This is a genomic window from Micromonospora sp. NPDC092111, from assembly GCF_044755745.1.
GTDB lineage: Bacteria > Actinomycetota > Actinomycetes > Mycobacteriales > Micromonosporaceae > Micromonospora.
Genome location: NZ_JBIVRQ010000004.1, coordinates 92,716 through 113,447 on the forward strand (window position 1 = coordinate 92,716; position 20,732 = coordinate 113,447).

Below are 20,732 nucleotides of genomic sequence, written 5' to 3' on the forward strand. Positions count from 1 at the left end.
CTCAGGCATCGCTGGCGGCCCCCGAGCGGCTGCGGGCGATGATCGACGAAGCGACGAAGTTGACCACCAGGGTCAGCGTGAACAGGGCCAGGCCGGCCGCCATCAGCGCGGAGATGCCGATCGTCGAGGCGTCCCCGTAGCGGAGCGCGATCAGCGCGGAGACGCTGTTGGCGCCGTTGGCGAGCAGGTGCGGCTGGATGGCGAAGACCGGCGAGATGATCATGTAGACGGCGATCGTCTCGCCGAGCGCCCGACCGAGACCGAGCATCGAGCCGCCGATCATGCCGCCCTTGCCGAACGGCAGCACCACCGCCCGGATCATCCCCCACCGGGTCGCGCCGAGGGCGTACGCGCCCTCCCGCTCGCCGACCGGCGCCTGGGAGAACACCTCGCGCATCACCGAGCAGACGATCGGCGTGATCATCAGCGCCACCACCAGACCGGCGATGAAGGTCGACGAGGTGTACGCCGCCGGCGGCGACAGCGGATCGCGCGGGTCCGCGCCGGACACCCGGAACGGGGGTATCCAGCCCAGCCAGGTGGACAGCCAGCGGGACAACCCGATCACCTGCCCCTGGAGCAGGAAGGCCCCCCACAGCCCGTAGACCACGCTGGGCACCGCCGCCATCAGGTCCACCAGGCTGACCAGGGTGCGTCGGATCCGGCGCGGGGCGAACTCCGAGATGTACAGCGCGGTGCCGGTGGCCAGCGGGACGGCGACGCAGATCGCCACCGCGGCGATCAGGACCGTCCCGGTCAGCACGGCGGCGATGCCGAAGTTCCCGGAGTCCGGCTCCCAGGTCTCGGTGGTCAGGAAGTCCGGACCGGCCACCCGCAGCGCCAGCGTCGCCCGGTACGCCAGGAACACCCCGACCATCGTCATGACCAGCAGCACCAGCACCCCGGCGGCCCGCACCCCGCCCCGGAAGACGAGATCCGCCGGGCCACGGCGCGGACGGAGGGGGCGGGGCTGATCCGCACCCGCCTCCGTACCGACCTCGGCCGGCAGCACGGTGACGGTCATCGGAGCACCGTCCGGGACGGGCCGGTGCCCGTCGGGTCGCCGGGGCGGGCCGCCGCGCCGAGCCCCCGGCCGGACGGGCCACCTGCCCCGTCCTCGACCTGGCCACCGTGCCAGCGGCCCCGCCGCACGGTCCGGGTGCCGGCAACCAGTTCCGCGGTGGGCACCGCTTCCAGGAAGCGCTCCAGGTTGTAGCCGCACTCCCGGGTACGCAGGTAGGAGCGGCTGGACACGGCGACCGGCCGGTCGTCGAGCAGGATCCGCCAGGTCCACTGGCCGGTCCGGTCCACGTTGCTGACCAGCGGACGGCAGCGCGGACCCCCGTCCCGCAGCGCCAGGACGGCGGCCCGGCAGCCGGCATAGCTGTCGTGCACGCCGTACCCCCGTCCGAGCGCCCGGTTGTTCGGTGAGACGAGCATCCACACCACGCCGGCGTCCGAGTCGCTCTGCGGACCGGCGGACGGGAGCATGGACAGGAACACGAACCGCGCTAGCTGCACCGACGACCCCTTCCTCAGGCGGAACCGCTCATCCCCAGAAAACCCAGCGGGATCAGGTTCGGGAGCACCGATGTCCACACCCGCATCCGCGTACTCACGCCGGACATGCACGAGATGAACAACGCGTGAGCGGACATCCACCGTTCGTCAGCGGGTCCCGGCCCAGCGGTCGGCGGGAACGGCCGAAGGGCCGCGACGCGTCGGCGTCACGGCCCTTCGGGCGGGGCGTACGGGCAGGTCAGGCCCGTCCAGATCGGGTCAGGCCCGTTCGAATCGGGTCAGGCCCAGACCTGCTGCGGCTCGGCACGGCGCTCGGCCGGCGACGGGGGCTTGTCGTACTCGCGGACCACGTTGTAGCGGGTGTCCCGCTCGACGGGCTGGAAGCCGGCGTCCCAGATCAGGTGCAGCAGGTCGTCCCGGTGCATGGTGTTCGGGGTGCCGTACGAGTCGGCGTCGTGAGTGATCTTGTATTCCACGACCGAGCCGTCCAGGTCGTCCACGCCGAAGTTGAGGGAGAGCTGGGCCACCGAGAGGCCGTGCATCACCCAGAAGTTCTTCAGGTGCGGGACGTTGTCGAAGAGCAGCCGGGAGACCGCGAAGGTCTTCAACGACTCGGCCGGCGAGGCCATCGTGGTGCGGGCCTGGATCCGGTTACGGATCTTGCCGTCCGCCGAGTCGACGAAGTCGTGCTGGTAGCGCAGCGGGATGAAGACCGCGAACCCGCCGGTCTCGTCCTGCAACTCGCGCAGCCGCAGCACGTGGTCGACCCGGTGCCGGGGCTCCTCGATGTGGCCGTAGAGCATCGTCGCCGGGGTCTTCATGCCCTTCGAGTGGGCCAGCGCGTGGATCCGCGACCAGTCCTCCCAGTGGCAGGCGTGGTCGACAATGTGCTGGCGGACCTCCCAGTCGAAGATCTCCGCGCCACCGCCGGTCAGCGACTCCAGGCCGGCGTCCATCAGCTCGTCGAGGATCTCGTCGGCGGACAGGCCGCTGATCTTCTCGAACCACTGCACCTCGGTCGCGGTGAAGCACTTCAGCTTGACGTTCGGCAGCGCCGCCTTCAGCTCGCGCAGCACCTTCGGGTAGTAGCGCCAGGGCAGCGTCGGGTGCAGGCCGTTGACGATGTGCAGCTCGGTGAGCTGCTCGTCCTCCATCTCCTTGGCCTTGCGGACCGCCTCGTCGATGCGCATCGTGTACGCGTCCTTCTCGCCCGGCTTGCGCTGGAACGAGCAGTACGCACAGGAGGCGGAGCACACGTTGGTCAGGTTGAGGTGCCGGTTGACGTTGAACATCACCCGGTCGCCGTTCAACTCCGTACGCCGGTGGTGGGCCAGCCGGCCCAGCCAGGTCAGGTCGTCGCTCTCGTAGAGGGCGATCCCGTCGGCGCGGGTCAGTCGCTCCCCCGCGTACACCTTCGCTTCGAGCTCACGCTTGAGTCCGGCGTCCATCGAAAGCCACGTCCCTTCCACCTGCGGTCCGGTCGAGCCTACGTCGAGCCACCGACGGGCCGGCAGGACGGGCACCGGCAGCGACGCACCTCACCGGACTCCCAGCTTTCTCTCAACGGGCGACGCATCGACATCACTGGCCCGGTGCGGTAGACAAGGTGGGACGCGACACACTGGTAGCGTGCCGGTCGCCACGCCCACCCTGCGTGGCGGCACCACGCCGGACGGGGAGCGGAATGGTCGACAGCGCACACGGGCGGCAACAGCGACGGCGGCGCAGCCCGGTGATCTCCCCGGTGCTGCGTCCGGCGCTCTGGTCCGCGCTGCTCGGCGCCGTCGCGGCGATGGTCCTGGCCACTCCGGCCTACGCCGAGCCCGGGCTGCCCGGCACCGTCCCCGACACCGGCTCCCGGCCGGTCGCGGCGGGCGCGCTGCAACTGCCCGGCACGGCGGTGCCCGGCTACCCCGCCCCCGGCCAGCCCGGCGTCGGCGGCACCCTGCCGATCGGCGGCATCCAGACCAACCCGCTGCTGGCCCAGATCGACGCCCTGACCGCGCAGAACGGCCAGCTCGCCGACCAACTCCTTCAGCTACGCCAGCAGCGCGACGACGCGCGGACGCAGCTCACCGGCGGCCAGGCCGAACTCGTCCGGGCCCGGGCCGCGCTGACCCTGGCCGAGCAGCGGGCCAACGACGTGGCGGCGAACGCGTTCAAGGCCGCCGCCGCCCTGCCGCCCGGCGAACTCGCCAGCGACCTGCGCGGGCTGAGCGTCCTCCAGCGGATCTCCCGGGGCGAGCAGACCGACGACGTGACCACCGCGGCGGCCGGCGAGCTGTCCCGCGCCCGGACGGCCGAGCAGGCCGCCACCCAGGCGGTGACCGCCGCCGAGGACCGGGTCCGGCGGGCCGAGGAGCAGTTCGCCGCGGTGCAGAAGGCGTTGCGGGACAACGACGCCAAGCTCGCCAAGCTCCACGCGGACAACCAGGCCCAGCTCATCGAGCTGGAGAAGCAGCAGGAGGCCGCCGAGCAGAAGCTGGGCGCGGCCTACGTGGAGGGGCAGAGCAGCACCGGGCTCAACGCCAGCCCGCAGGCGCTGGCCGCCGTCCGGTACGCGCTGGCGCAGCTCGGCGACCCGTACCTCTGGGCGGCCGAGGGGCCGGACCGGTTCGACTGCTCGGGCCTGATGTGGGCCGCGTACCGGTCGGCCGGCTACTACGAGCTGCCCCGGGTCGCCCGCGACCAGTACTACGCCACCCGGGGCCGGACGGTCTCGCAGAGCGCCCTACTCCCCGGCGACCTGCTCTTCTTCGCCTCCGGCGGTAGCTGGACGACCATCCACCACGTCGGGATGTACCTCGGCGGCGGCCGGATGGTGCAGGCGCCGCGCTCCGGTGACGTGGTCAAGATCTCCCAGGTCCGGTGGTCCGGCCTCTACGCCGCGACCCGGGTCGTCGGCGCGGTGCCCGCGCCGGGCACCCCCGTCACCCCGGCTCCGGTGCCGACCACGTCGAGCCCGAAGCCCACCACCAGCCCGACGCCGAAGCCGACCACCCCGACGCCGCGCCCGACCGGGGGCAGCACCAACCCGCCGTCCCGGCCGCCGACCACCCCACCGAGCCCGTCGCCGACGCCCACGTCGCCCTCGCCGACGCCGAGCGCCTCCGACCCCGGCACGCCGGCCCCGCAGACCAGCAGCGCCGTCCCGACCACGGCCAGCAGCAGCGGCGCCCCGGAGAACAGCCGGTCCGCCTCGGCCTCCGCCTCCGCCTCGGCGAGCACCGGAAGCTGACCGACGCCCCGTTCCGGCCGTCCCCGGTAAGCACTCCGACTGTGCCGACGGGGCGAGATGTGGCACGGTGACATCGAGGCACCACCGGCCCATCGGTGACCGGCAGGGGTGCGAACGCGCGGAGGGCGATGATGGGTGAGCTAGGGACGCCGGTGGAGAACGTCGACCGCGGATCCGGGCCCGATCCTGCCCCCGGCACACCGGGACGCCCCACCGACGATGCCCGACCGGCGGGCCGGTCCACCGGCGCCGCCCCGCCCACTCCGTCGCCGGCCGGCGACGGTCCCGTGCCGGCCCGCGCCACGGCCAGCGTCAGCACCGTGACGACACCGTCCGAGGGTCGTGGCCGACCCGCCGGGCCGGCCACCGCGACCACCTACCGGGCGGGTGCCCCGGCTGCCATTCCGGGGCAGCGCGACGGCGGGTCGGACGGCAGCCCGGCCCGGGCCAGCGTCGCCGTACCCGGGCGCAGTCGGGTCTCCGCCGCCGAGGCCGAAGGCGCGGCGTCGGGCGCCCTGACCGGCGGCACCGGCGCCACGGTGTACCGGTCCAGACCGATCAACCCGGAGCCGCCCGAGCCGGCCCAGCCCCCGGAACCGGCCCAGCCGCCCACCCCGCCGACCCCGGAACCGGAGCCGACCCCCACGCCGGGCCCGGTGCCGCCCACGCCCACCCCCGAACCGCCGTCACCCGGCCCGTTCCCCGCGCCGGTCCCGCCCCTGCCCGGTCCGCCGCCGGGTCCCCGGCCAACGCCACCGGGTCCGGTCCCACCGACGCCAGGGCCGGTCCCGCCGACGCCAGGGCCGGTGCCACCGATCCCGGGGCCGGTGCCACCGATCCCGGGGCCGGTGCCACCGATCCCGGGGCCGCCCGTGCCGCCCCCGGGGCCACCGGTTCCGGCGCCCCCGCCGCCACCAGGCCCGCTGCCGGCGCCGCCGTTCCCCCCGCCGCCGGCCATGCCCGGCGTCGCCGGCCCACCGTCGGCCTTCCGGGCCAGCGCCGCCGTGTCGGTACCCACCATCGGCGCAGCGTCCACCCCGCCGGCCTCCACCCCGCCGGGGTCGATGCCGCCGGCCGCCCCCGCGCCCCAGTTCCGGGCCGCCGCCCCGGTCTCCGCACCGCCGGTCGGCGCGACCCCACCCGCCCCGCCCTACCCCGGTACGCCCTACCGGGGCGGCCCGGACCTGGCGAGCGTCGCCTACGGCGGTGGCACGGACGGGCCGGGCCACTCGACGATCTCCCTCCCCACCGCGAACCCGATCGAGAACTCCGGGTCGCTGACCGGGCACATCCTGGCCCAGGGTTGGTCCGACACACCGACCACCCGGTCCAGGACCGGCCGGGTGGTGATCGTGCTGGCCGCCTCCCTGGGGCTGCTGGTGGCGATCAGCGTGCTGGTCGTCCTGCTCGCCAACGACGTGCTGGACGGCCTGGTGGGCGACATCCTCACCAAGTGAGGGCGCACCGGGCGGGGTGAGCCCGCCCACTACCCACTCGCGGCCCACTGGCGACATCGCCGAACCGCCGTACACTTGTCGGGATCACTGACCTGGCGCGCGTGACGCGTGCCCATGGGCGATCTTGCGGGCGAATCGGCGGCGTACCTCTGCTGCGGCGGGCCATCGCGAAGATGCGCCCCGCTCGAAAGGCATTTCTTGACCACCTTCGCTGACCACGGCACCATTCCGTCCGCCCTCGACCTCCCCACCGGCGACGGCACCGACGCCGCCCCGGCGGCCCCCGCCGCCGACCTCGACTTCACCGACCTGGGCCTGCCCCGGCCGCTGGTCGACACCCTCGCCCGGCAGGGCATCACCACCCCGTTCGAGATCCAGCGGGCCACCCTGCCCGACGCCCTCGCCGGCCGGGACGTGCTCGGCCGGGGCCAGACCGGCTCCGGCAAGACGCTCGCCTTCGGCCTGCCGATCATCGCCCGGCTCGCCGAGCGCAACCGGGCCCGGCCACTGCACCCGCGCGCCCTGGTGCTGGTCCCGACCCGTGAGCTGGCGATGCAGGTCAACGACGCGCTGCTGCCGCTCGGCAAGGCCGTCGGGATCTTCCTCAAGACCGCCGTCGGCGGCGTCCCGTACGACCGGCAGATCGACGCGCTGCGCCGGGGTGTGGAGATCGTCGTGGCCACCCCGGGCCGGCTCGGCGACCTGATCAGCCGGGGGGTCTGCAACCTGGACGACATCGAGGTGACCGTCCTCGACGAGGCCGACCAGATGGCCGACATGGGCTTCCTGCCCGAGGTCACCGAGCTGCTGGCGAAGACCCCGGCCGGCTCGCAGCGGCTGCTCTTCTCGGCGACCCTGGACGGGGACGTGGACGCGCTGGTCAAGCGGTTCATGACCGACCCGGTCACGCACTCCACCGCGCCGTCCACCGCCTCGGTGTCCACCATGGACCACCACCTGCTGCTGATCCCGCCGCACGACAAGTTCGCGGTGGCGGCCTCGATCGCCGCCCGCGCCGGCCGGACGATGCTCTTCGCCCGTACGCAGCTCGGCGTAGACCGGCTGGTGGAACAGCTCGCCGCGGTGGGCGTACGGGCCGGTGGCCTGCACGGCGGCAAGACCCAGCGGATGCGTACCAAGACCCTGGCCGAGTTCCGCGAGGGGCGGATGGACGTCCTGGTCGCCACCGACGTGGCGGCCCGGGGCATCCACGTCGACGGGGTCTCCCTGGTCCTGCACATCGACCCGCCGAAGGACCCGAAGGACTACCTGCACCGGGCCGGCCGTACCGCCCGGGCCGGCGAGTCGGGCGCGGTGGCCACGCTGGTGCTGCCCAAGCAGCGCCGGACCACCCTGGCCATGCTGGAGAAGGCCGGCGTGCAGCCGGCGGAGACCCGGGTGCGGGTTGGTGACCCGGCGCTGGCCGAGCTGACCGGGGCCCGCGAGCCCAGCGGGGTGCCGGTACGCGAGGAGCCCGAGCCGCGCCGGCACGGCGACCGTCCGCGCCGCTTCGGCGACCGTGAGGGACGCGCCTTCGGCGACCGGCCGGGCGGCGACCGCCGCTACGGCGACCGGGGCGACCGGAGCTTCAGCGACCGGGGCGACCGGGGCTTCGGCGACCGGGGCGACCGGCGCTTCGCGGAGCGTTCCTCCGGCGACCGGCCGGAGCGCCGCTTCGGCGACCGCCCGACCGGCGACCGTCCGTTCAGCGACCGTTCGCACGGTGAGCGCCCGAGCGGCGAGCGCCGCTTCGGCGACCGGGACGGCCGGGGCGACCGGGGCTACGCCGACCGGCCGACCGGGGAGCGCCGTTACGGCGACCGTGAGCACCGCGCCGACCGTGGCGTCGGCGGGAGCCGGCCGGGCGGCGAGCGCCACCACGCCGACCGGGACACCCGGGGCGAGCGCTTCGGCGAGCGCCGCTTCGACGGCCGGGGCGACCGGCCCACCGGCACCCGGTCCTTCGGCGACCAGGGCCGGGGCGACCGGCCCTTCGGCGACCGGCCGACCGGGGAGCGGAGCTTCAGCGACCGGCCGACCGGGGAGCGGAGCTTCGGCGACCGGTCCTTCTCCGACCGCGCCGAGCGGCGGCCCGCCCGACCGGCCGGCGAGCGCGGGTACGGTGACCGGGGTCAGGGTGACCGGGCCGAGCGGCGGCCCGAGGAGCGCGACCGGCCGACCGGCGACCGTGGCTACGGCGAGCGACGCTTCGGTGACCGCCCGGCCGGCGACCGGCGGTTCGGTGACCGGGACGCCCGGGGTGAGCAGCACGCCGGCGAGCACCGGTTCGGCGGCGAGCCGCGCGGTGCCGACCGCCGGGGCGGGTTCCGTCCCGAGGGGCGGGGCCGGGACGACCGGCCGCGTGACGACCGGCGTGGTTTCGGCGGCCGGCCGCCGGCGCGTACCCACTGATCCGACCGAACGCCCGGAACGCCGTCGTGGAGCCCACGCTCCCCGGCGGCGTTTCCGCATGCGCTGCCACCGTCGGCCGGCTGGCGTAACGTCCGAACCATGCCGAGGTCACTTTTCTGGAGCCGAACGGACACCGTCGGCGCCGAGCACGCCGTCCTCGACGACGGGCCCGGGCTCGCCGCGCACGGCACCCAACTGGCGGTCGACCCGATCCCCTACACCTGCCGTTACCGGGTGACGGCCGGGGCGGACGGGGGCACCCGTTCGCTGGCCGTGGAGACCGAGGGGGCGGGCTGGTCGCGGAGCGTACGGCTGGAGCGCGGTCCGGACGGCTGGCGGGTGACCACCGGCGAGCAGGGTGACCTGGACGCGGCGCTACGGGCGGCCGGGCACCCGCCGACGGGGCGGCCGGGCGTCGAGGACCCGGACCGGCTGCACGACGCGCTCGACGTCGACCTGGGCGGCTCGGCGCTGTTCAACACCCTGCCGGTACGACGGCTGGGGCTGACCGGGGCCACCTCCAGCACCGAACACCGGGTCACCGTGGCCTGGGTGCTGGTGCCGAGCCTGGAGGTGATCGCCGGCGAGCAGGTCTACACGGCGCTCGGGCCGGGCCGGGTGGGTTTCACCAGCGACACCTTCCGGGCCGAGCTGGAGGTGGACGGCGACGGCCTGGTGCGGCACTATCCGGGCCTGGCGGACCGGGCCGACATCCCGTTGCCCACGCCCTAGTGGGGCGGTGTCCGTGACGTTTGCCGGGTCGGTCGGCCCGGCTGCCAACGCCGGTCCGGCCGAGGAACCGGGGTTCCCCGACCGGCATGCGGGCCGCCGGGCCGCCGTCAGGCCGGCCAGCCGCCGGTGGCGAGGAAGTGCTCGATCGTGGCCAGGTGCGGGGCGAGGTCGAGGCCCTGGCCGGCCACCCACGCGTCGTCGTAGTAGGTGTCGGCGTACCGGTCCCCGGCGTCGCAGATCAGGGTGACCACCGAGCCGGTCCGCCCCTGCGCGAGCAGCTCCGCGATCAGCCCGAACGCCCCCCAGAGGTTGGTGCCGGTGGAGCCGCCGACCCGGCGGCCGAGCACCGCCGAGCCGGCCCGCATGGCGGCCAGCGAGGCGGCGTCCGGGACCTGGGTCATCCGGTCCACCACCGAGGGGACGAAGGACGCCTCGACGGTCGGCCGGCCGATGCCCTCGATCCGGGAGCCCCGGCCGGTGCGTACCGACCAGTCGGCGGCCTGCCAGGCCGGGTAGAACGCCGAGTTCTCCGGATCGACCACGCAGAGTTTGGTGGGCAACCGCTGGTAGCGGGCGTACCGGCCGATGGTGGCGCTGGTGCCGCCGGTGCCCGCGCCCACCACGATCCAGGCCGGTACGGGGTGCCGCTCCAGGGCGAGCTGCGCGTAGATCGACTCGGCGATGTTGTTGTTGCCCCGCCAGTCGGTGGCCCGCTCGGCGTAGGTGAACTGGTCCATGAAGTGCCCACCGCTGTCCTCGGCGAGCCAGCGCGCCTCGATCACCACCTTGGCCGGGTCGTCCACCAGGTGGCAGCGTCCGCCGTGGAACTCGATCTGGGTGATCTTCTCGGGTGACGTCGAGGCGGGCATCACCGCGATGAACGGCAACCCGAGCATCCGGGCGAAGTACGCCTCGGAGACCGCCGTCGAGCCGGAGGACGCCTCGATCACCGTGGTCGACGGCCCGATCCAGCCGTTGCAGAGGCCGTAGAGGAAGAGCGAGCGGGCCAGCCGGTGCTTGAGCGAACCGGTGGGGTGCACCGACTCGTCCTTGAGGTACAGGTCGATCCCCCACTGCCGGGGCAGCGGGAAGGGGAGCAGGTGGGTGTCGGCGGACCGGTTGGCGTCGGCCTCCACCGCGCCGATCGCCTCGGTCACCCACACCCGGCTGGCCTCGTCGCACCGGTCGAGATGAGTCACGCCGCAACGTTACAAGTGAGGCCGGCTCGGGTTCGGGCCGCCCCGGCCGCGCTGCCCGCGCTGCCCGGCCCGCGCCGGCCCGCACCCGGGGTAGCTGCGGAAGCCGGAGCGGCGACCGGCCGGGACGGTCAGGAGGCCGGAGCGGCGAAAAGCCGGGACGGTCAGGAGGCCGCCGGATCGATCGGCTGGGGGCGGTTCTCCCACTTGGTCGACAAGGCGATCCCGGTACGGGTGGAGGCCACGCCGGGGGTGCGGTTCAACCGGACGATCAACTCCTCCAGCTCGGCGATGGTGCCCACCCGGGCCTTCAGCATGAAGGACTCGACCCCGGCCATGAAGTAGCAGGACTCGATCTCGGGCATCCGCCGGAACGTCTCCAGCACGTCGTCGGTGTCCCCGCCGGAGTCCTCGACGATGCCGATCAGCGCGGTCACCCCGAGCCCGATCGACTCCGGCTCGACCTCGGCCCGGTAGGCCCGGATGACGCCGCTCGACTCCAGTTTGCCGACCCGTTCGTGCACGGCCGGCGCGGAGAGGCCGACCTGCCGGGCCAGTTCGGCGTACGAGAGGCGGGCGTTACCGCGCAGCAGTTCGACGAGGCTCCGGTCGATCGCGTCCACGGAGTGTGACCCTATCCGTTCCGGCGTAACGTCCGACGGCCGGCACCCGTTGGACATGACAGTAGGTGACAGTTCGCAGACCGACGGTCAAGGGAGTCCCGCGCCGGTACCATTTACTAACTTCCCACTCCGTGCGTTTTTCGCGTTTGGCGGACAGGCCAGGTCGCTGGTGCTGTAATTGCCATACGTCCCTCATGACGGCTCTGGGCTCGCACCGGCCGGGGGCAGTGTGTTCAGCCGGGGGCTTCGTCGACGCGAGGAGGGGGCTGTGGACACTGGAGATCGCCTGCTGACACCGGGTGAGGTCGCCGCGCTGTTTCGGGTAGACCCGAAGACTGTGACGCGTTGGGCGGCGGCCGGCCGGATAGGCAGCATCCGGACTCCAGGCGGGCATCGCCGGTTTCGGGAATCCGAGGTGCGGGCCCTGCTGGAAGGGGAGGGCATGCTGGACGAGGCGGAAGACATGGGCAAGCCACGTAACGTGGGTCCCACCGCCTCGACCGGGCCGGGTCCGGCCAACGCCGGGATGTACTGAATGGTGCGAGACGGGTACGCGGGTCGGCCGAAAGGTCCGGCCCGCGTCCGGCTGAGCCGGCGGGCTCAGGAACGGTCCGCCTCCGGCTGAGCCGGCGGCCTCAGGAACGGTCCGCCTCCGGCTGAGCCGGCGGGCTCAGGAACGGTCCGCGTCCGGCTGAGCCGGCGGGGCTCCGGAACGGTCGGCGCCGAGCTGCCCCGACCAGCGCCGGAACAGGGTGTGCGGCACGCCCAGGGCGTCCAGCACCTTGCCGGCCACGAAGTCGACCAACTGCGCTGCGGTGGCGGTCGCGCCGGCGCCGTAGAACCCGGGGCTGGCCGGCAGCACCACCGCGCCGGCGTCGTGCAGCGCGATCAGGTGCTCCAGGTGACTGCGGGTCACCGGCGTCTCCCGGGGCACCAGCACCACCGGCCGGCGCTCCTTGAGGTTGACCTCGGCGGCCCGTTGCAGCAGATCCTTGGAGAGGCCGATCGCGATGCCGGCGCAGGCCGCCGTACTCGCCGGCACCACCACCATCCCGCGTACCGGGTAGGAACCGCTGCTCGGCCCGGCGGCGAGGTCGCCGGCCGGCCAGTGCCGCAGGTCGGCGTCGGCGAGGTCCCGGCCCAGCCAGGCGGCCAGGTCCTCGGCCCAGTGGCCGTCCCGGAACGGACGGCCGGTCTCGTCGAGGACGGTCAGCCGGGCGGCCCGGGAGACGATCAGGTCCACCGGTTCCCCGGCGTCGAGCAGCCCGCGCACCACCGCCGCCGCGTACGGGGTGCCGGACGCCCCGGAGACCCCGACCACCCATGGTTCGCGCATACCTCCAGCGTGCCTGGTCGGTCCCGGCAGTCGGCGGCCACCCCCGGTATCACGGCCCGGCCCGTGCGATACGAGCACCGGCCGGCCGTCGGCTGGCACCGCCGCCGGACACGCTTGCACCGCCGGCAGACCCGATCTGCGCCGTCGGCTGAACCGGTCTGCACCGCCGGCTGAACCGGTCGGCACCGTCGGCTGGCCCGGGTCGGCACCGTCGGCAGACCCCGTGTGCACCGCCGGCGGACCCGGTCGGCACCGCCGGCGGACCCGGTCGGCACCGCCGGAAGACCCGGTCGGCACCGCCGGAAGACCCGGTCGGCACCGCCGGAAGACCCGGCCGGCACCGTCGGCGGACCCGGTCGGCACCGTCGGCGGACCCGGTCGGCACCGTCGGCGGACCCGGTCGGCGTACCGGGGTCCGACCTGCGATGCTGCCGTCGGCGATCCACGCCGGGCGGGGAGGGATCGGGATGGTCGACGGGGTCCTCTGGTCGTTACGGTCGGCGTGCCCCATATCCCCGCGACTCTCCCCGTACGCCGACGGGGTGCAGGCGTGGCTGCTGGACCGGCTTCCCCGGCTGGGTCTCCCGCTGGACGCCGAGGCGTTGCGCCGGCTCGACCGGGCCGGCTTCGCCCGGTACGCCGGCCGGCTCTACCCGGACGCCAGCGAGCCGGACCTGCGCACCCTGGCCGCCCTCTTCACCTGGTTCTTTCTGGTCGACGACGCCTGCGACGGGCCGGACCGGATGGCCCCGGGGCAGATCCGGGCGCTGCGGGCGGGAACCCTGACCCTGCTGCACGACGGGCCCCGGCGACGGCACCCCGGTTTCGGCGGCCCGCTGCGCCGGCTGCTGGTGGAGGCGTGGCGGGTACCCCGCCGCCGGATGCCGGCCCGCTGGCGGCTGCGGTTCGCCGACGCGGTCGCCGACCACCTGCACGGCAACTGGCGGGAGGCGGTCGCGAAGGACAGCGGACGGGCACCCGGGGTCGCCGAGTACATCAAACTGCGCCGGGCCACGTCGGCGGCGTTCGTGTCGTACCCGCTGATCGAGTTCGCCGGCGGCCGGACGCTGCCCGACGCGGTCTACCACCATCCGCTGCTGCGCCGGATCGGCGAACTCGGCAACGACCTGCTGTCCTGGTACAACGACATGGCCTCGGTGGAGCGGGACCGGGCCACCTCGGGCGGGCACAACCTGGTGCTGGCGGTGGCCGCCGAGCGGGACGTCCCGGTGGAGGCGGCGGTGGGGCTGGTCGCCGAGCGGTGGCGGGACACGATGGCGCGCTTCGAGGTGCAGCGCGCGGCGGTGCCGTCATTCGGCCCGGCGTTGGACGAGTCCGTCGCCGCCCACCTCGACGGGGTAGCGAACGCCGTACGCGGCACCATCGACTGGACCTTGGAAAGCGCCCGCTACCCCGTAGCCAACCACCCCTAACACCCCCCGCCCCGCCCCGCCCACCTCACCCTCACCCCCGCCCACCTCACCCTCCCCCGCCCACCTCACCCTCGCTCGGCTCCGGTGATCAAGAGAAATCGGTCTGGTCGAAGATCAAACTTGACGTAAACCTCTTGATCACCGGGCAGAGCCGGTGGGGCGGCGGGCGGGCAGGGCGGGGGCGGGGGCGGGGGCGGGCAGGGCCGGGCGGGGGCGGGGGGCAGGGCCGGGCGGGGGGCAGGGCCGGGCAGGGCGGGGGCGGGGGCGGGGCGGTTAGGGGTGTAGGGCGAGGCGGATGGTCAGGTCTAGCAGGGCGAAGATGAACAGGGCTATGCCGACGAAGCCGTTGGCGGTGAAGAACGCCCGGTTGACCTTGGTCAGGTCGGTCGGGGTGACCACCAGGTGCTGGTAGCCGAAGGCGACCGCGGTGAGCGCCAGCCCGATCCACCAGGGCCAGCCGAACCCGACCAGCGCGCCGAACCAGATGAACAGGGCGAACGTCACCAGGTGCGCGACGGTGGAGGCGTGCAGCGCGAAGCGTCGCCCGTAGCGGGCGGGCACGCTGTGCACCCCGATCTGCCGGTCGACCTCGTCGTCCTGGCAGGCGTAGATCAGGTCGAAGCCGCCGATCCACAGGCCGACGGCCGCGCCGAGCAGCCACGCCGGCCAGGAGCCGGCCAGGGTGCCGGTGACGGCCAGCCAGGCGCCGACCGGGCCGACCGCCTGGGCGACGGCCAGGATGGCGTGCGGCCAGTTGGTGAACCGCTTGCCGTACGGGTAGACGACCAGCGGGATCACGGCGAGCGGGGCGAGCACCAGGCAGAGCGGGTTGAGCAGGGCGGCGGCGGCGAGGAAGACCACCAGCGCGACGGCCGCGCCGGTCCAGGCCGTCCGTACGCTGACCGCCCCGGTGACCAGTTCCCGGTTGGCGGTACGGGGGTTCCGCGCGTCGATCCGCCGGTCGAGGATCCGGTTGGCGGCCATCGCGAACGTCCGTGCGCCGACCATCGCCACGGTGATCAGCAGCAGGTCGGCCCAGCGCACCCGGCCGCCGTCGACCTGCATCGCGGTCAGCGCGGACAGGTACGCGAAGGGCAGCGCGAAGACGGAGTGCTCGATCGCGACGAGCTTGAGGAAGGACGTGACCCGTCCGGGCCGTTCCAGCACCGCTGTCATCAGATTCCGTACTCCTTCCAGCGCTTGTCGACCAGGGAGGTGACCTCCGGTGACATGGTCATCTCCTCGGGCCAGCCCCGGGTGTAGCCCTCGGTGGGCAGCTTGCGGGTCGCGTCGACGCCCACCTTGCCGCCCCAGAACTGCTGGTACGAGGCGTGGTCGAGGTGGTCCACCGGTCCCTCGGTGAGCAGCAGGTCGCGGGCGTAGTCGACGTTGCCGAAGGCGCGGAAGGCGACCTCGTGGTAGTCGTGCACGTCGCAGTCCTCGTCGACGATCACGATCAGTTTGGTCAGCGACATCAGGTGCGCGCCCCAGATCGCGTTCATCACCTTCTGCGCGTGCTTCGGGTAGCGCTTGCGGATGGAGACGATCGCGCAGTTGTGGAAGACCCCGGCGGCCGGCAGGTCGTAGTCGACGATGTCCGGGATCAGCAGCTTGAGCAGCGGCTGGAAGATCCGCTCGGTGGCCTTGCCGAGGCCGTGGTCCTCCTGCGGCGGCTTGGAGGTGACGATCGAGTGGTAGACCGGGTCGCGTTGCATGGTCATCGTCTCGACGTGCAGCACCGGGAACGGCTCGACCGGGGTGTAGAAGCCGGTGTGGTCGCCGAACGGCCCTTCGGGCAGCCGCTCGCCGGGCTCCAGGTAGCCCTCCAGCACGATCTGCGCGTGCGCCGGCACCTGGAGCGGGACGGTGAGGCAGTCGACCATCTCGACCCGCTCGCCGCGCAGGAAGCCGGCGAACAGGTATTCGTCGATGTCGCCGGGGAGTGGCGCGGAGGCGGCGTAGCTGACCACCGGGTCGCAGCCGATGGCGATGGCGACCGGGAGCCGCTGGCCGAGCCGTTCGGCGACCGCGTGGTGGGCGGTGGAGTCCTTGTGGATCTGCCAGTGCATGCCGAGGGTGTTCCGGCCGTGCTGCTGGAGCCGGTAGAGCCCGAGGTTGCGCTTGCCGGTCTCCGGGTGCTTGGTGTGGGTGAGCCCGTAGTTGTGGAAGATCCCGCCGTCGCCGGGCCAGACCTGGAGGCCGGGGAGCCGGTCCAGGTCGACGTCGTCGCCGGAGTAGACCACCTCCTGGCAGGGGGCGGTCTTCACCTTGCGCGGCGGCACCGACTTGAGCTGCATGACCTTGCCCAGGCCCTCGCGGATGCCGGACCAGCCGACCGGCAGCTCCGGCTTGATCAGCGCGCCGATCCGCCCGCCGATCTCGTCCAGCGAGTCGACGCCGAGCGCCATCGCCATCCGCTTCTCGGTGCCGAACAGGTTGATCGCCACCGGCATCTCGCCCCGGGTCGGCCGCTCGAACAGCAGCGCCGGCCCGCCGGCCCGCACGGTCCGGGTGACCACCTCGCTGATCTCCAGCGTCGGGTCCACCGGGACGGTCACCCGCCGCAGCTCGCCCGCGCGCTCCAGCGCCGCGAGGAAGTCCTTGAGATCGGTGTACGGGAAGCCACGTGCCGCCATACGGCCAGTCTCCCGCACCCCGGGAGGCACCGCCCACGCCGGGTCGGGCCGGACGGTGTGCGCCTCCCCACCCCGGCCACCGGCACTCCCACCGGGCGACGCGAACACGATCCCCCACAGGGCGCCGTGCACCCCGAACGCCGTCTCCCCACCCGGCCGGCGCTCGTTGGGTGGGTGACGGTGGCATGGGCCGACGGGTCGAGACGGGGGCGGCGATGGGCGACGGACGGGTTCCGGCGGGGTTCACCGAGCAGCGGGCCCAGGTCGGTGCCGTGGCGATCAACTATGTCCGGGGCGGCCGGGGGCCGACTCTGGTGCTGCTGCACGGCTATCCGCAGTGCTGGCGGATGTGGCGGGGGCTGCTGCCGGAGCTGGCCGCCTCGTACCAGGTGGTCGCCCCCGACCTGCGCGGCTTCGGCGACAGCGACGCCCCGCCCGACGGGTACGACAAGAAGACCCTCGCCGCCGACCTGCACGGGCTGCTGGCCGGCCTGGGCCTGGCCGGTGACATCCGGCTGGTCGGCCACGACGTGGGCACCATGGTCGCGTACGCCTACGCCGCCGCCCACCCCGACGAGGTGTCCCGGCTGGTGCTGACCGAGGCGCCGATCCCCGACGAGAGCGTCTACGCCTTTCCCGCGCTGAGCACCGCCGGGCCGGCGGTGTGGAACTTCGGTTTCTTCAATGTCACCAACGGCCTGCCGGAGGAGCTGGTCGCCGGCCGGGAGTCGCGCTGGGTGGACCGCTTCACCGACTCGATCATGGTGAACAAGGGCAGCATCGGCGCGGACGACATCGAGGAGTACGCCCGGCACCTGAGCGACCCGGCCCACCTGCGGGCCAGCTTCGCCTACTTCCGGGCGTTCGGGCAGGACGTCGCGGACAACGCGGCGTACCGGAAGCGACCCCTGCCGATGCCGGTGCTGGCCGTCGGTGCCGGGGCCAGCCTCGGCGGTCAGGTCGCCGACCAGGTACGCCGGTACGCCCGCACGGTCGACGGCCAGGTGGTCGCCGACAGCGGCCACTGGCTCTTCGAGGAGCGCCCGGCCGAGCTGACCGCCCTGCTGCTCCCATTCCTACGCGGCTGACGCCCCACCCCACCGGCCGCACCACGTCGCCGATGTGGGGCCATCACCACCCGGCTGACACCCCTACCTCGGCGACCTGGCGAGCGTCGCCCAGGTGCCGGGGCGGGTCAGCGGGTGCGGGCCTGGGCCACGAAGGCTCGCCAGGCGGCCGGGTGGAAGGTCAGCACCCCACCGTCGCGGTCCTTGCTGTCGCGTACGGCGACCAGGCCGGGAAGGTTGTCGGCCACCTCGACGCAGTCCCCGCCGTTGGTGCTGCTCCGGGTGCTGGTGCGCCAGCGCGCGCCGGTCAGCTCCATGACTTCGCCACCTCCGCCAACAGATCGATCGACTGCCGGGGCGGCAGCGCCTCGCCCTGGATCGACTCCCAGGCCGACCGGACCGCCAGCACGTCCTCGGTGTGGTCGATCACCTGGCCCTTGAGCTGATCGTCCAGATAGACGACGTCCTCCCCGGTGGGGAGTGTAGCCAGGATGAAGGCCCCGGCGACACCGGGATACGCGCCGACCGAGGCGGGCACGACGTGCAGCCGCACCCGGGAGTGCTCGGTGGCCACCTGCACCAGGCGCAGCACCTGCTCGCGCATCACCACCGGGCCGCCGACCGGCCGGCGCAGCACGTGTTCGTCGAGCACCGCGACGAGCTGCGGCGGCCGTTCGCCGGTGAGCACCACCTGCCGCGCCAACCGCGCCTCCGCCCGCTGCTCCACCTCCGGCTCGTCGAAGAGGCCGACGCTGCGGAACAGCGCGCGGGCGTAGGCCGCCGTCTGGAGCAGCCCCGGCACCACCGTGGGCTGGAACGACCGGAGCACGGTGGCCTGCCGCTCGTTGGCCTCCCACTCCCGCATCCACTGCGGCGACCCGAACCGGGCCAGCATCCGGGCGAACGCGCCCCCGGTGTCGAGCGCCACGTCGACCCGGTCCCAGAAGTCCGGCGGCGGCTTCCGCGCCCCGGTCTCGACCATCGCCACCGTCGACGGCGAGTAGTTGACCGCCTTGGCCAGCTCCTCCTGGGTCATCTTCCGGGCCGCCCGCATGTGCCGCAGCTCCTCGATCAGCACCCGTAAGCGCTCGTCCATCCGCACGTCTCCTCACCACCGCGACCCGCGTTCCTCACCGACCTCACCGGCGACCCCGTCAGGCACACGGGGCGACCGGATGCCTTCCGAGCGTAGTGCCGTCCTCACCAGACTGTGCACAACGGAACCGCCCGGATCCGACCCGAAAGGACGGGCGCAACCGTCGAGGGGCCGTCCGGCACGTCGGCGACGGACGGCCCCTCCTGTAGCGGTCAGTGGCCGAGAAGAGGAAGACGCGATGACCGGCTCCGCACAGCGCACCCGGCTCCATGTCCCCCACCGCCCGCTCTGGCTCTGCCTGGCCTGCGGCGATCCGTGGCCCTGCGGCACCGCCCGGCTGATCCTCGCGGCCGAGTACCGGAACAGCCCGGTCGCCCTGTCGATCTACCTCGCCGGCATGCTGTACAACGCCGTCGACGACCTGTACCGGCTCAACCCGCACGACGCGCCGAAGCCGGGCGCGCTGCACGAGCGCTTCCTCGGCTGGGCGACCCCACGCGCACCCCGACCGCCACCGCCCCCACCCGCCTGACCGCCGGGGAGCCGCGTCAGGCGGCCGGTGCCCAGGCGTAGGCGGCCAGGGGCGGGTCGAGCGGGGCGCGGGTGAGCCGGTTGGCGAAGGTGGAGATGGTGTACGTGCCGACGCCGAGCACCACGTCCAGGGCGTGCCGGGGCTGGTAGCCGGCGTCGAGGAAGGCGGTCAGCTCGTCGTCCGGCACGTCGCCGGCCTGGTCGAGGACGGCGTGGGTGAACCGGCGCAGCGCGGTCAGCCGGGGCTGGGGCAGCTCGGTGCCGTCGCGGAGCGCGTCGACCAGCTCGGGCGCGGCACCGAGCCGGGTCAGGGTGGCGGTGTGCAGGGCCACGCAGAGGTGGCACGCGTTGCGGGTGGCGACGGTCAGCACGACCACCTCCCGCTCGACCGGGTCGAGGTCGGTGGCTTCGAAGGCGGCGTTGGCGGCGAGGAACCCCTTGAGCAGTTCGGGGGATTCGGCCATCAGGCCGACCGCGCCGGGCAGGTGGCCGAGCTTGCGGTGCACCCCGGCCATGACCGGGCGGGCGGCGGCGGGCGCGGTGTCGAGGGTGTGCGTGGTGAACACAGCGGTTGCCTCTCGGGTAGAGTCGTCAACGTGGTTGTCCAAACCGTAAACCAGGTTGTCGAAAATGCCAACCGCTGACCCCGAGCGGCCCGGCTTCGCGCTGCCCCTGCTGCTGCTGGCCGGCTTCCGTACCCTCGTCGACGACCTGCACGCCGAGCTGGCCCGGCAGGGCCACCCCGAGCTGCGCCCGGCGCACGGCTTCGTCCTCCAGGCCGTCGGCGTCGGCGGCACCACCGCCTCCGAGCTGGGTCAACGCCTCGGCGTCTCCAAGCAGGCCGCCGGCAAGACCGTCGACCGGCTGGTCGCCCTCGGCTACCTGGAACGCGCCGACGACCCGGCGGACGCCCGCCGCAAGCTGGTCCGGATGACGGAGAAGGGTGTCGACGGGCTGCGCCGTTCGGCCGTGCTCTTCGACGCGCTGCGGGAGCGCTGGGTCGCGCAGCTCGGCGCGGACCGGGTCGCCGCGATGGAGGACGACCTGCGCGCGATCACCCCACCGAACGTCTTCCGCCTCGACCTCCCCGGCTGGTTCGGCACCTGAACCACCCTGCCGACCGACGAACCGGCTTGACGCATTCCGTTGTCCACGAGTGGGTCGGCGGGTTCCAGCGGTTCTGGACCGAGAGTTTCGACCGGTTGGACACCTACGTGCAGGACCTCAAGCAGACCCGACAGGAGGAACGACCGATGGCAGAGGCAAGGCAGGAAACGTGGGCAGAGCCGGCGACGGCCGACCGGGAGATCGTGATCTCTCGGCGCGTTGACACCTCCGGCCCCGGGCGGAGGATGGGCGGCATGGACGACGCGTACGTGGTAGGCGACCCCGACGGCCTCTCCCCGCTGCTGCGGGAGATCCGTGACGCGGTGGCGCGCGAACTGCACGCCCAG

At 73.6% G+C, this 20,732-nt stretch carries 21 protein-coding genes and 1 pseudogene; 10 read left to right on the top strand and 12 right to left on the bottom strand.

Annotation, left to right across the window (positions count from 1 at the left end):
* Window position 1: 1 nt before the first annotated feature.
* From pstC to mqnE, 3 genes are all read right to left on the bottom strand, one after another.
* Window positions 2-1,024, bottom strand: a complete 1,023-nt coding sequence (pstC, locus tag ACIQG9_RS11010) for a phosphate ABC transporter permease subunit PstC (RefSeq protein WP_400400286.1) — start codon at window positions 1,022-1,024, stop codon at window positions 2-4.
* Entirely contained in the window at window positions 1,021-1,521 is a 501-nt protein-coding gene (locus ACIQG9_RS11015) for a hypothetical protein (protein WP_400400288.1), read from the bottom strand. Before ACIQG9_RS11015 ends, pstC begins: the two co-directional genes overlap by 4 nt.
* 278 nt (window positions 1,522-1,799) lie before the next feature.
* A complete protein-coding gene (mqnE, locus tag ACIQG9_RS11020; RefSeq protein WP_400400290.1) occupies window positions 1,800-2,969 on the bottom strand; it encodes an aminofutalosine synthase MqnE in 1,170 nt (389 codons plus the stop codon).
* A 236-nt stretch (window positions 2,970-3,205) separates the two neighbouring features.
* Between mqnE and ACIQG9_RS11025 the strand changes: the two genes are divergently transcribed.
* Window positions 3,206-4,759: an NlpC/P60 family protein gene (locus tag ACIQG9_RS11025; RefSeq protein WP_400400292.1), complete on the top strand. Its 1,554-nt coding sequence runs from the start codon at window positions 3,206-3,208 to the stop codon at window positions 4,757-4,759.
* A gap of 376 nt (window positions 4,760-5,135) precedes the next feature.
* Here the strand turns inward: ACIQG9_RS11025 and ACIQG9_RS11030 are convergent, their stop codons facing one another.
* A complete protein-coding gene (locus tag ACIQG9_RS11030; protein WP_400400294.1) occupies window positions 5,136-5,426 on the bottom strand; it encodes a hypothetical protein in 291 nt (96 codons plus the stop codon).
* A 289-nt stretch (window positions 5,427-5,715) separates the two neighbouring features.
* Between ACIQG9_RS11030 and ACIQG9_RS11035 the strand changes: the two genes are divergently transcribed.
* The 3 genes from ACIQG9_RS11035 to ACIQG9_RS11045 all read left to right on the top strand — a co-directional run bounded on the left by ACIQG9_RS11035 (window position 5,716) and on the right by ACIQG9_RS11045 (window position 9,360).
* On the top strand, window positions 5,716-6,216 hold the full coding sequence (locus tag ACIQG9_RS11035; protein ID WP_400400296.1) for a hypothetical protein: 501 nt from the start codon (window positions 5,716-5,718) through the stop codon (window positions 6,214-6,216).
* Window positions 6,217-6,414: 198 nt separating this feature from the next.
* Window positions 6,415-8,628, top strand: a complete 2,214-nt coding sequence (locus ACIQG9_RS11040; RefSeq protein ID WP_400400298.1) for a DEAD/DEAH box helicase — start codon at window positions 6,415-6,417, stop codon at window positions 8,626-8,628.
* Window positions 8,629-8,727: 99 nt separating this feature from the next.
* Window positions 8,728-9,360 (top strand): putative glycolipid-binding domain-containing protein, encoded by a 633-nt coding sequence (locus tag ACIQG9_RS11045; RefSeq protein ID WP_400400300.1) that lies wholly within the window; start codon window positions 8,728-8,730, stop codon window positions 9,358-9,360.
* A 107-nt stretch (window positions 9,361-9,467) separates the two neighbouring features.
* Here the strand turns inward: ACIQG9_RS11045 and ACIQG9_RS11050 are convergent, their stop codons facing one another.
* Both ACIQG9_RS11050 and ACIQG9_RS11055 read right to left on the bottom strand, forming a co-directional pair.
* Entirely contained in the window at window positions 9,468-10,559 is a 1,092-nt protein-coding gene (locus ACIQG9_RS11050; RefSeq protein WP_400400302.1) for a PLP-dependent cysteine synthase family protein, read from the bottom strand.
* A gap of 161 nt (window positions 10,560-10,720) precedes the next feature.
* Complete coding sequence (locus ACIQG9_RS11055) at window positions 10,721-11,179, bottom strand: Lrp/AsnC family transcriptional regulator (RefSeq protein ID WP_400400304.1); 459 nt, start codon at window positions 11,177-11,179, stop codon at window positions 10,721-10,723.
* Window positions 11,180-11,447: 268 nt separating this feature from the next.
* Between ACIQG9_RS11055 and ACIQG9_RS11060 the strand changes: the two genes are divergently transcribed.
* The gene (locus tag ACIQG9_RS11060; protein ID WP_091603534.1) at window positions 11,448-11,714 is read left to right on the top strand and encodes a BldC family transcriptional regulator; all 267 of its coding nucleotides are present in this window, start codon (window positions 11,448-11,450) and stop codon (window positions 11,712-11,714) included.
* 135 nt (window positions 11,715-11,849) lie between these two features.
* Here the strand turns inward: ACIQG9_RS11060 and ACIQG9_RS11065 are convergent, their stop codons facing one another.
* Window positions 11,850-12,515 carry a UbiX family flavin prenyltransferase gene (locus tag ACIQG9_RS11065; protein WP_400400306.1) on the bottom strand — a complete coding sequence of 222 codons (666 nt, stop codon included), beginning with the start codon at window positions 12,513-12,515 and terminating at the stop codon, window positions 11,850-11,852.
* A gap of 467 nt (window positions 12,516-12,982) precedes the next feature.
* On the opposite strand from ACIQG9_RS11065, the gene ACIQG9_RS11070 reads away from it, so the two are divergent.
* Window positions 12,983-13,948: a terpene synthase gene (locus ACIQG9_RS11070; RefSeq protein ID WP_400400308.1), complete on the top strand. Its 966-nt coding sequence runs from the start codon at window positions 12,983-12,985 to the stop codon at window positions 13,946-13,948.
* 273 nt (window positions 13,949-14,221) lie between these two features.
* On the opposite strand, the gene mqnP is transcribed toward ACIQG9_RS11070, so the two are convergent.
* Window positions 14,222-15,124, bottom strand: coding sequence for a menaquinone biosynthesis prenyltransferase MqnP (gene mqnP / locus ACIQG9_RS11075; protein WP_400400310.1), 903 nt, complete (start codon window positions 15,122-15,124; stop codon window positions 14,222-14,224).
* The gene (locus ACIQG9_RS11080; protein WP_400400312.1) at window positions 15,124-16,584 is read right to left on the bottom strand and encodes a menaquinone biosynthesis decarboxylase; all 1,461 of its coding nucleotides are present in this window, start codon (window positions 16,582-16,584) and stop codon (window positions 15,124-15,126) included. The genes mqnP and ACIQG9_RS11080 overlap by 1 nt, the downstream gene beginning before the upstream one ends.
* A gap of 185 nt (window positions 16,585-16,769) precedes the next feature.
* Here ACIQG9_RS11080 and ACIQG9_RS11085 point away from each other — a divergent pair, with 185 nt between their 5' ends.
* Entirely contained in the window at window positions 16,770-17,672 is a 903-nt protein-coding gene (locus ACIQG9_RS11085) for an alpha/beta fold hydrolase (RefSeq protein ID WP_400400314.1), read from the top strand.
* Window positions 17,673-17,779: 107 nt separating this feature from the next.
* Here the strand turns inward: ACIQG9_RS11085 and ACIQG9_RS11090 are convergent, their stop codons facing one another.
* Both ACIQG9_RS11090 and ACIQG9_RS11095 read right to left on the bottom strand, forming a co-directional pair.
* A complete protein-coding gene (locus ACIQG9_RS11090) occupies window positions 17,780-17,968 on the bottom strand; it encodes a DUF397 domain-containing protein (RefSeq protein ID WP_400400316.1) in 189 nt (62 codons plus the stop codon).
* Window positions 17,959-18,747, bottom strand: coding sequence for a helix-turn-helix transcriptional regulator (locus ACIQG9_RS11095; RefSeq protein WP_400400318.1), 789 nt, complete (start codon window positions 18,745-18,747; stop codon window positions 17,959-17,961). Before ACIQG9_RS11095 ends, ACIQG9_RS11090 begins: the two co-directional genes overlap by 10 nt.
* 238 nt (window positions 18,748-18,985) lie before the next feature.
* On the opposite strand from ACIQG9_RS11095, the gene ACIQG9_RS11100 reads away from it, so the two are divergent.
* Window positions 18,986-19,279 (top strand): hypothetical protein, encoded by a 294-nt coding sequence (locus tag ACIQG9_RS11100; RefSeq protein ID WP_400400320.1) that lies wholly within the window; start codon window positions 18,986-18,988, stop codon window positions 19,277-19,279.
* Between the two features lie 16 nt (window positions 19,280-19,295).
* On the opposite strand, the gene ACIQG9_RS11105 is transcribed toward ACIQG9_RS11100, so the two are convergent.
* On the bottom strand, window positions 19,296-19,844 hold the full coding sequence (locus ACIQG9_RS11105; RefSeq protein WP_400400322.1) for a carboxymuconolactone decarboxylase family protein: 549 nt from the start codon (window positions 19,842-19,844) through the stop codon (window positions 19,296-19,298).
* A gap of 64 nt (window positions 19,845-19,908) precedes the next feature.
* Here ACIQG9_RS11105 and ACIQG9_RS11110 point away from each other — a divergent pair, with 64 nt between their 5' ends.
* Window positions 19,909-20,385 carry a MarR family winged helix-turn-helix transcriptional regulator gene (locus ACIQG9_RS11110; protein ID WP_400400324.1) on the top strand — a complete coding sequence of 159 codons (477 nt, stop codon included), beginning with the start codon at window positions 19,909-19,911 and terminating at the stop codon, window positions 20,383-20,385.
* A 38-nt stretch (window positions 20,386-20,423) separates the two neighbouring features.
* Window positions 20,424-20,525 (top strand): annotated as a pseudogene (locus ACIQG9_RS11115) (transcriptional regulator); the annotation flags it as partial.
* Window positions 20,526-20,732 lie beyond the last annotated feature (207 nt).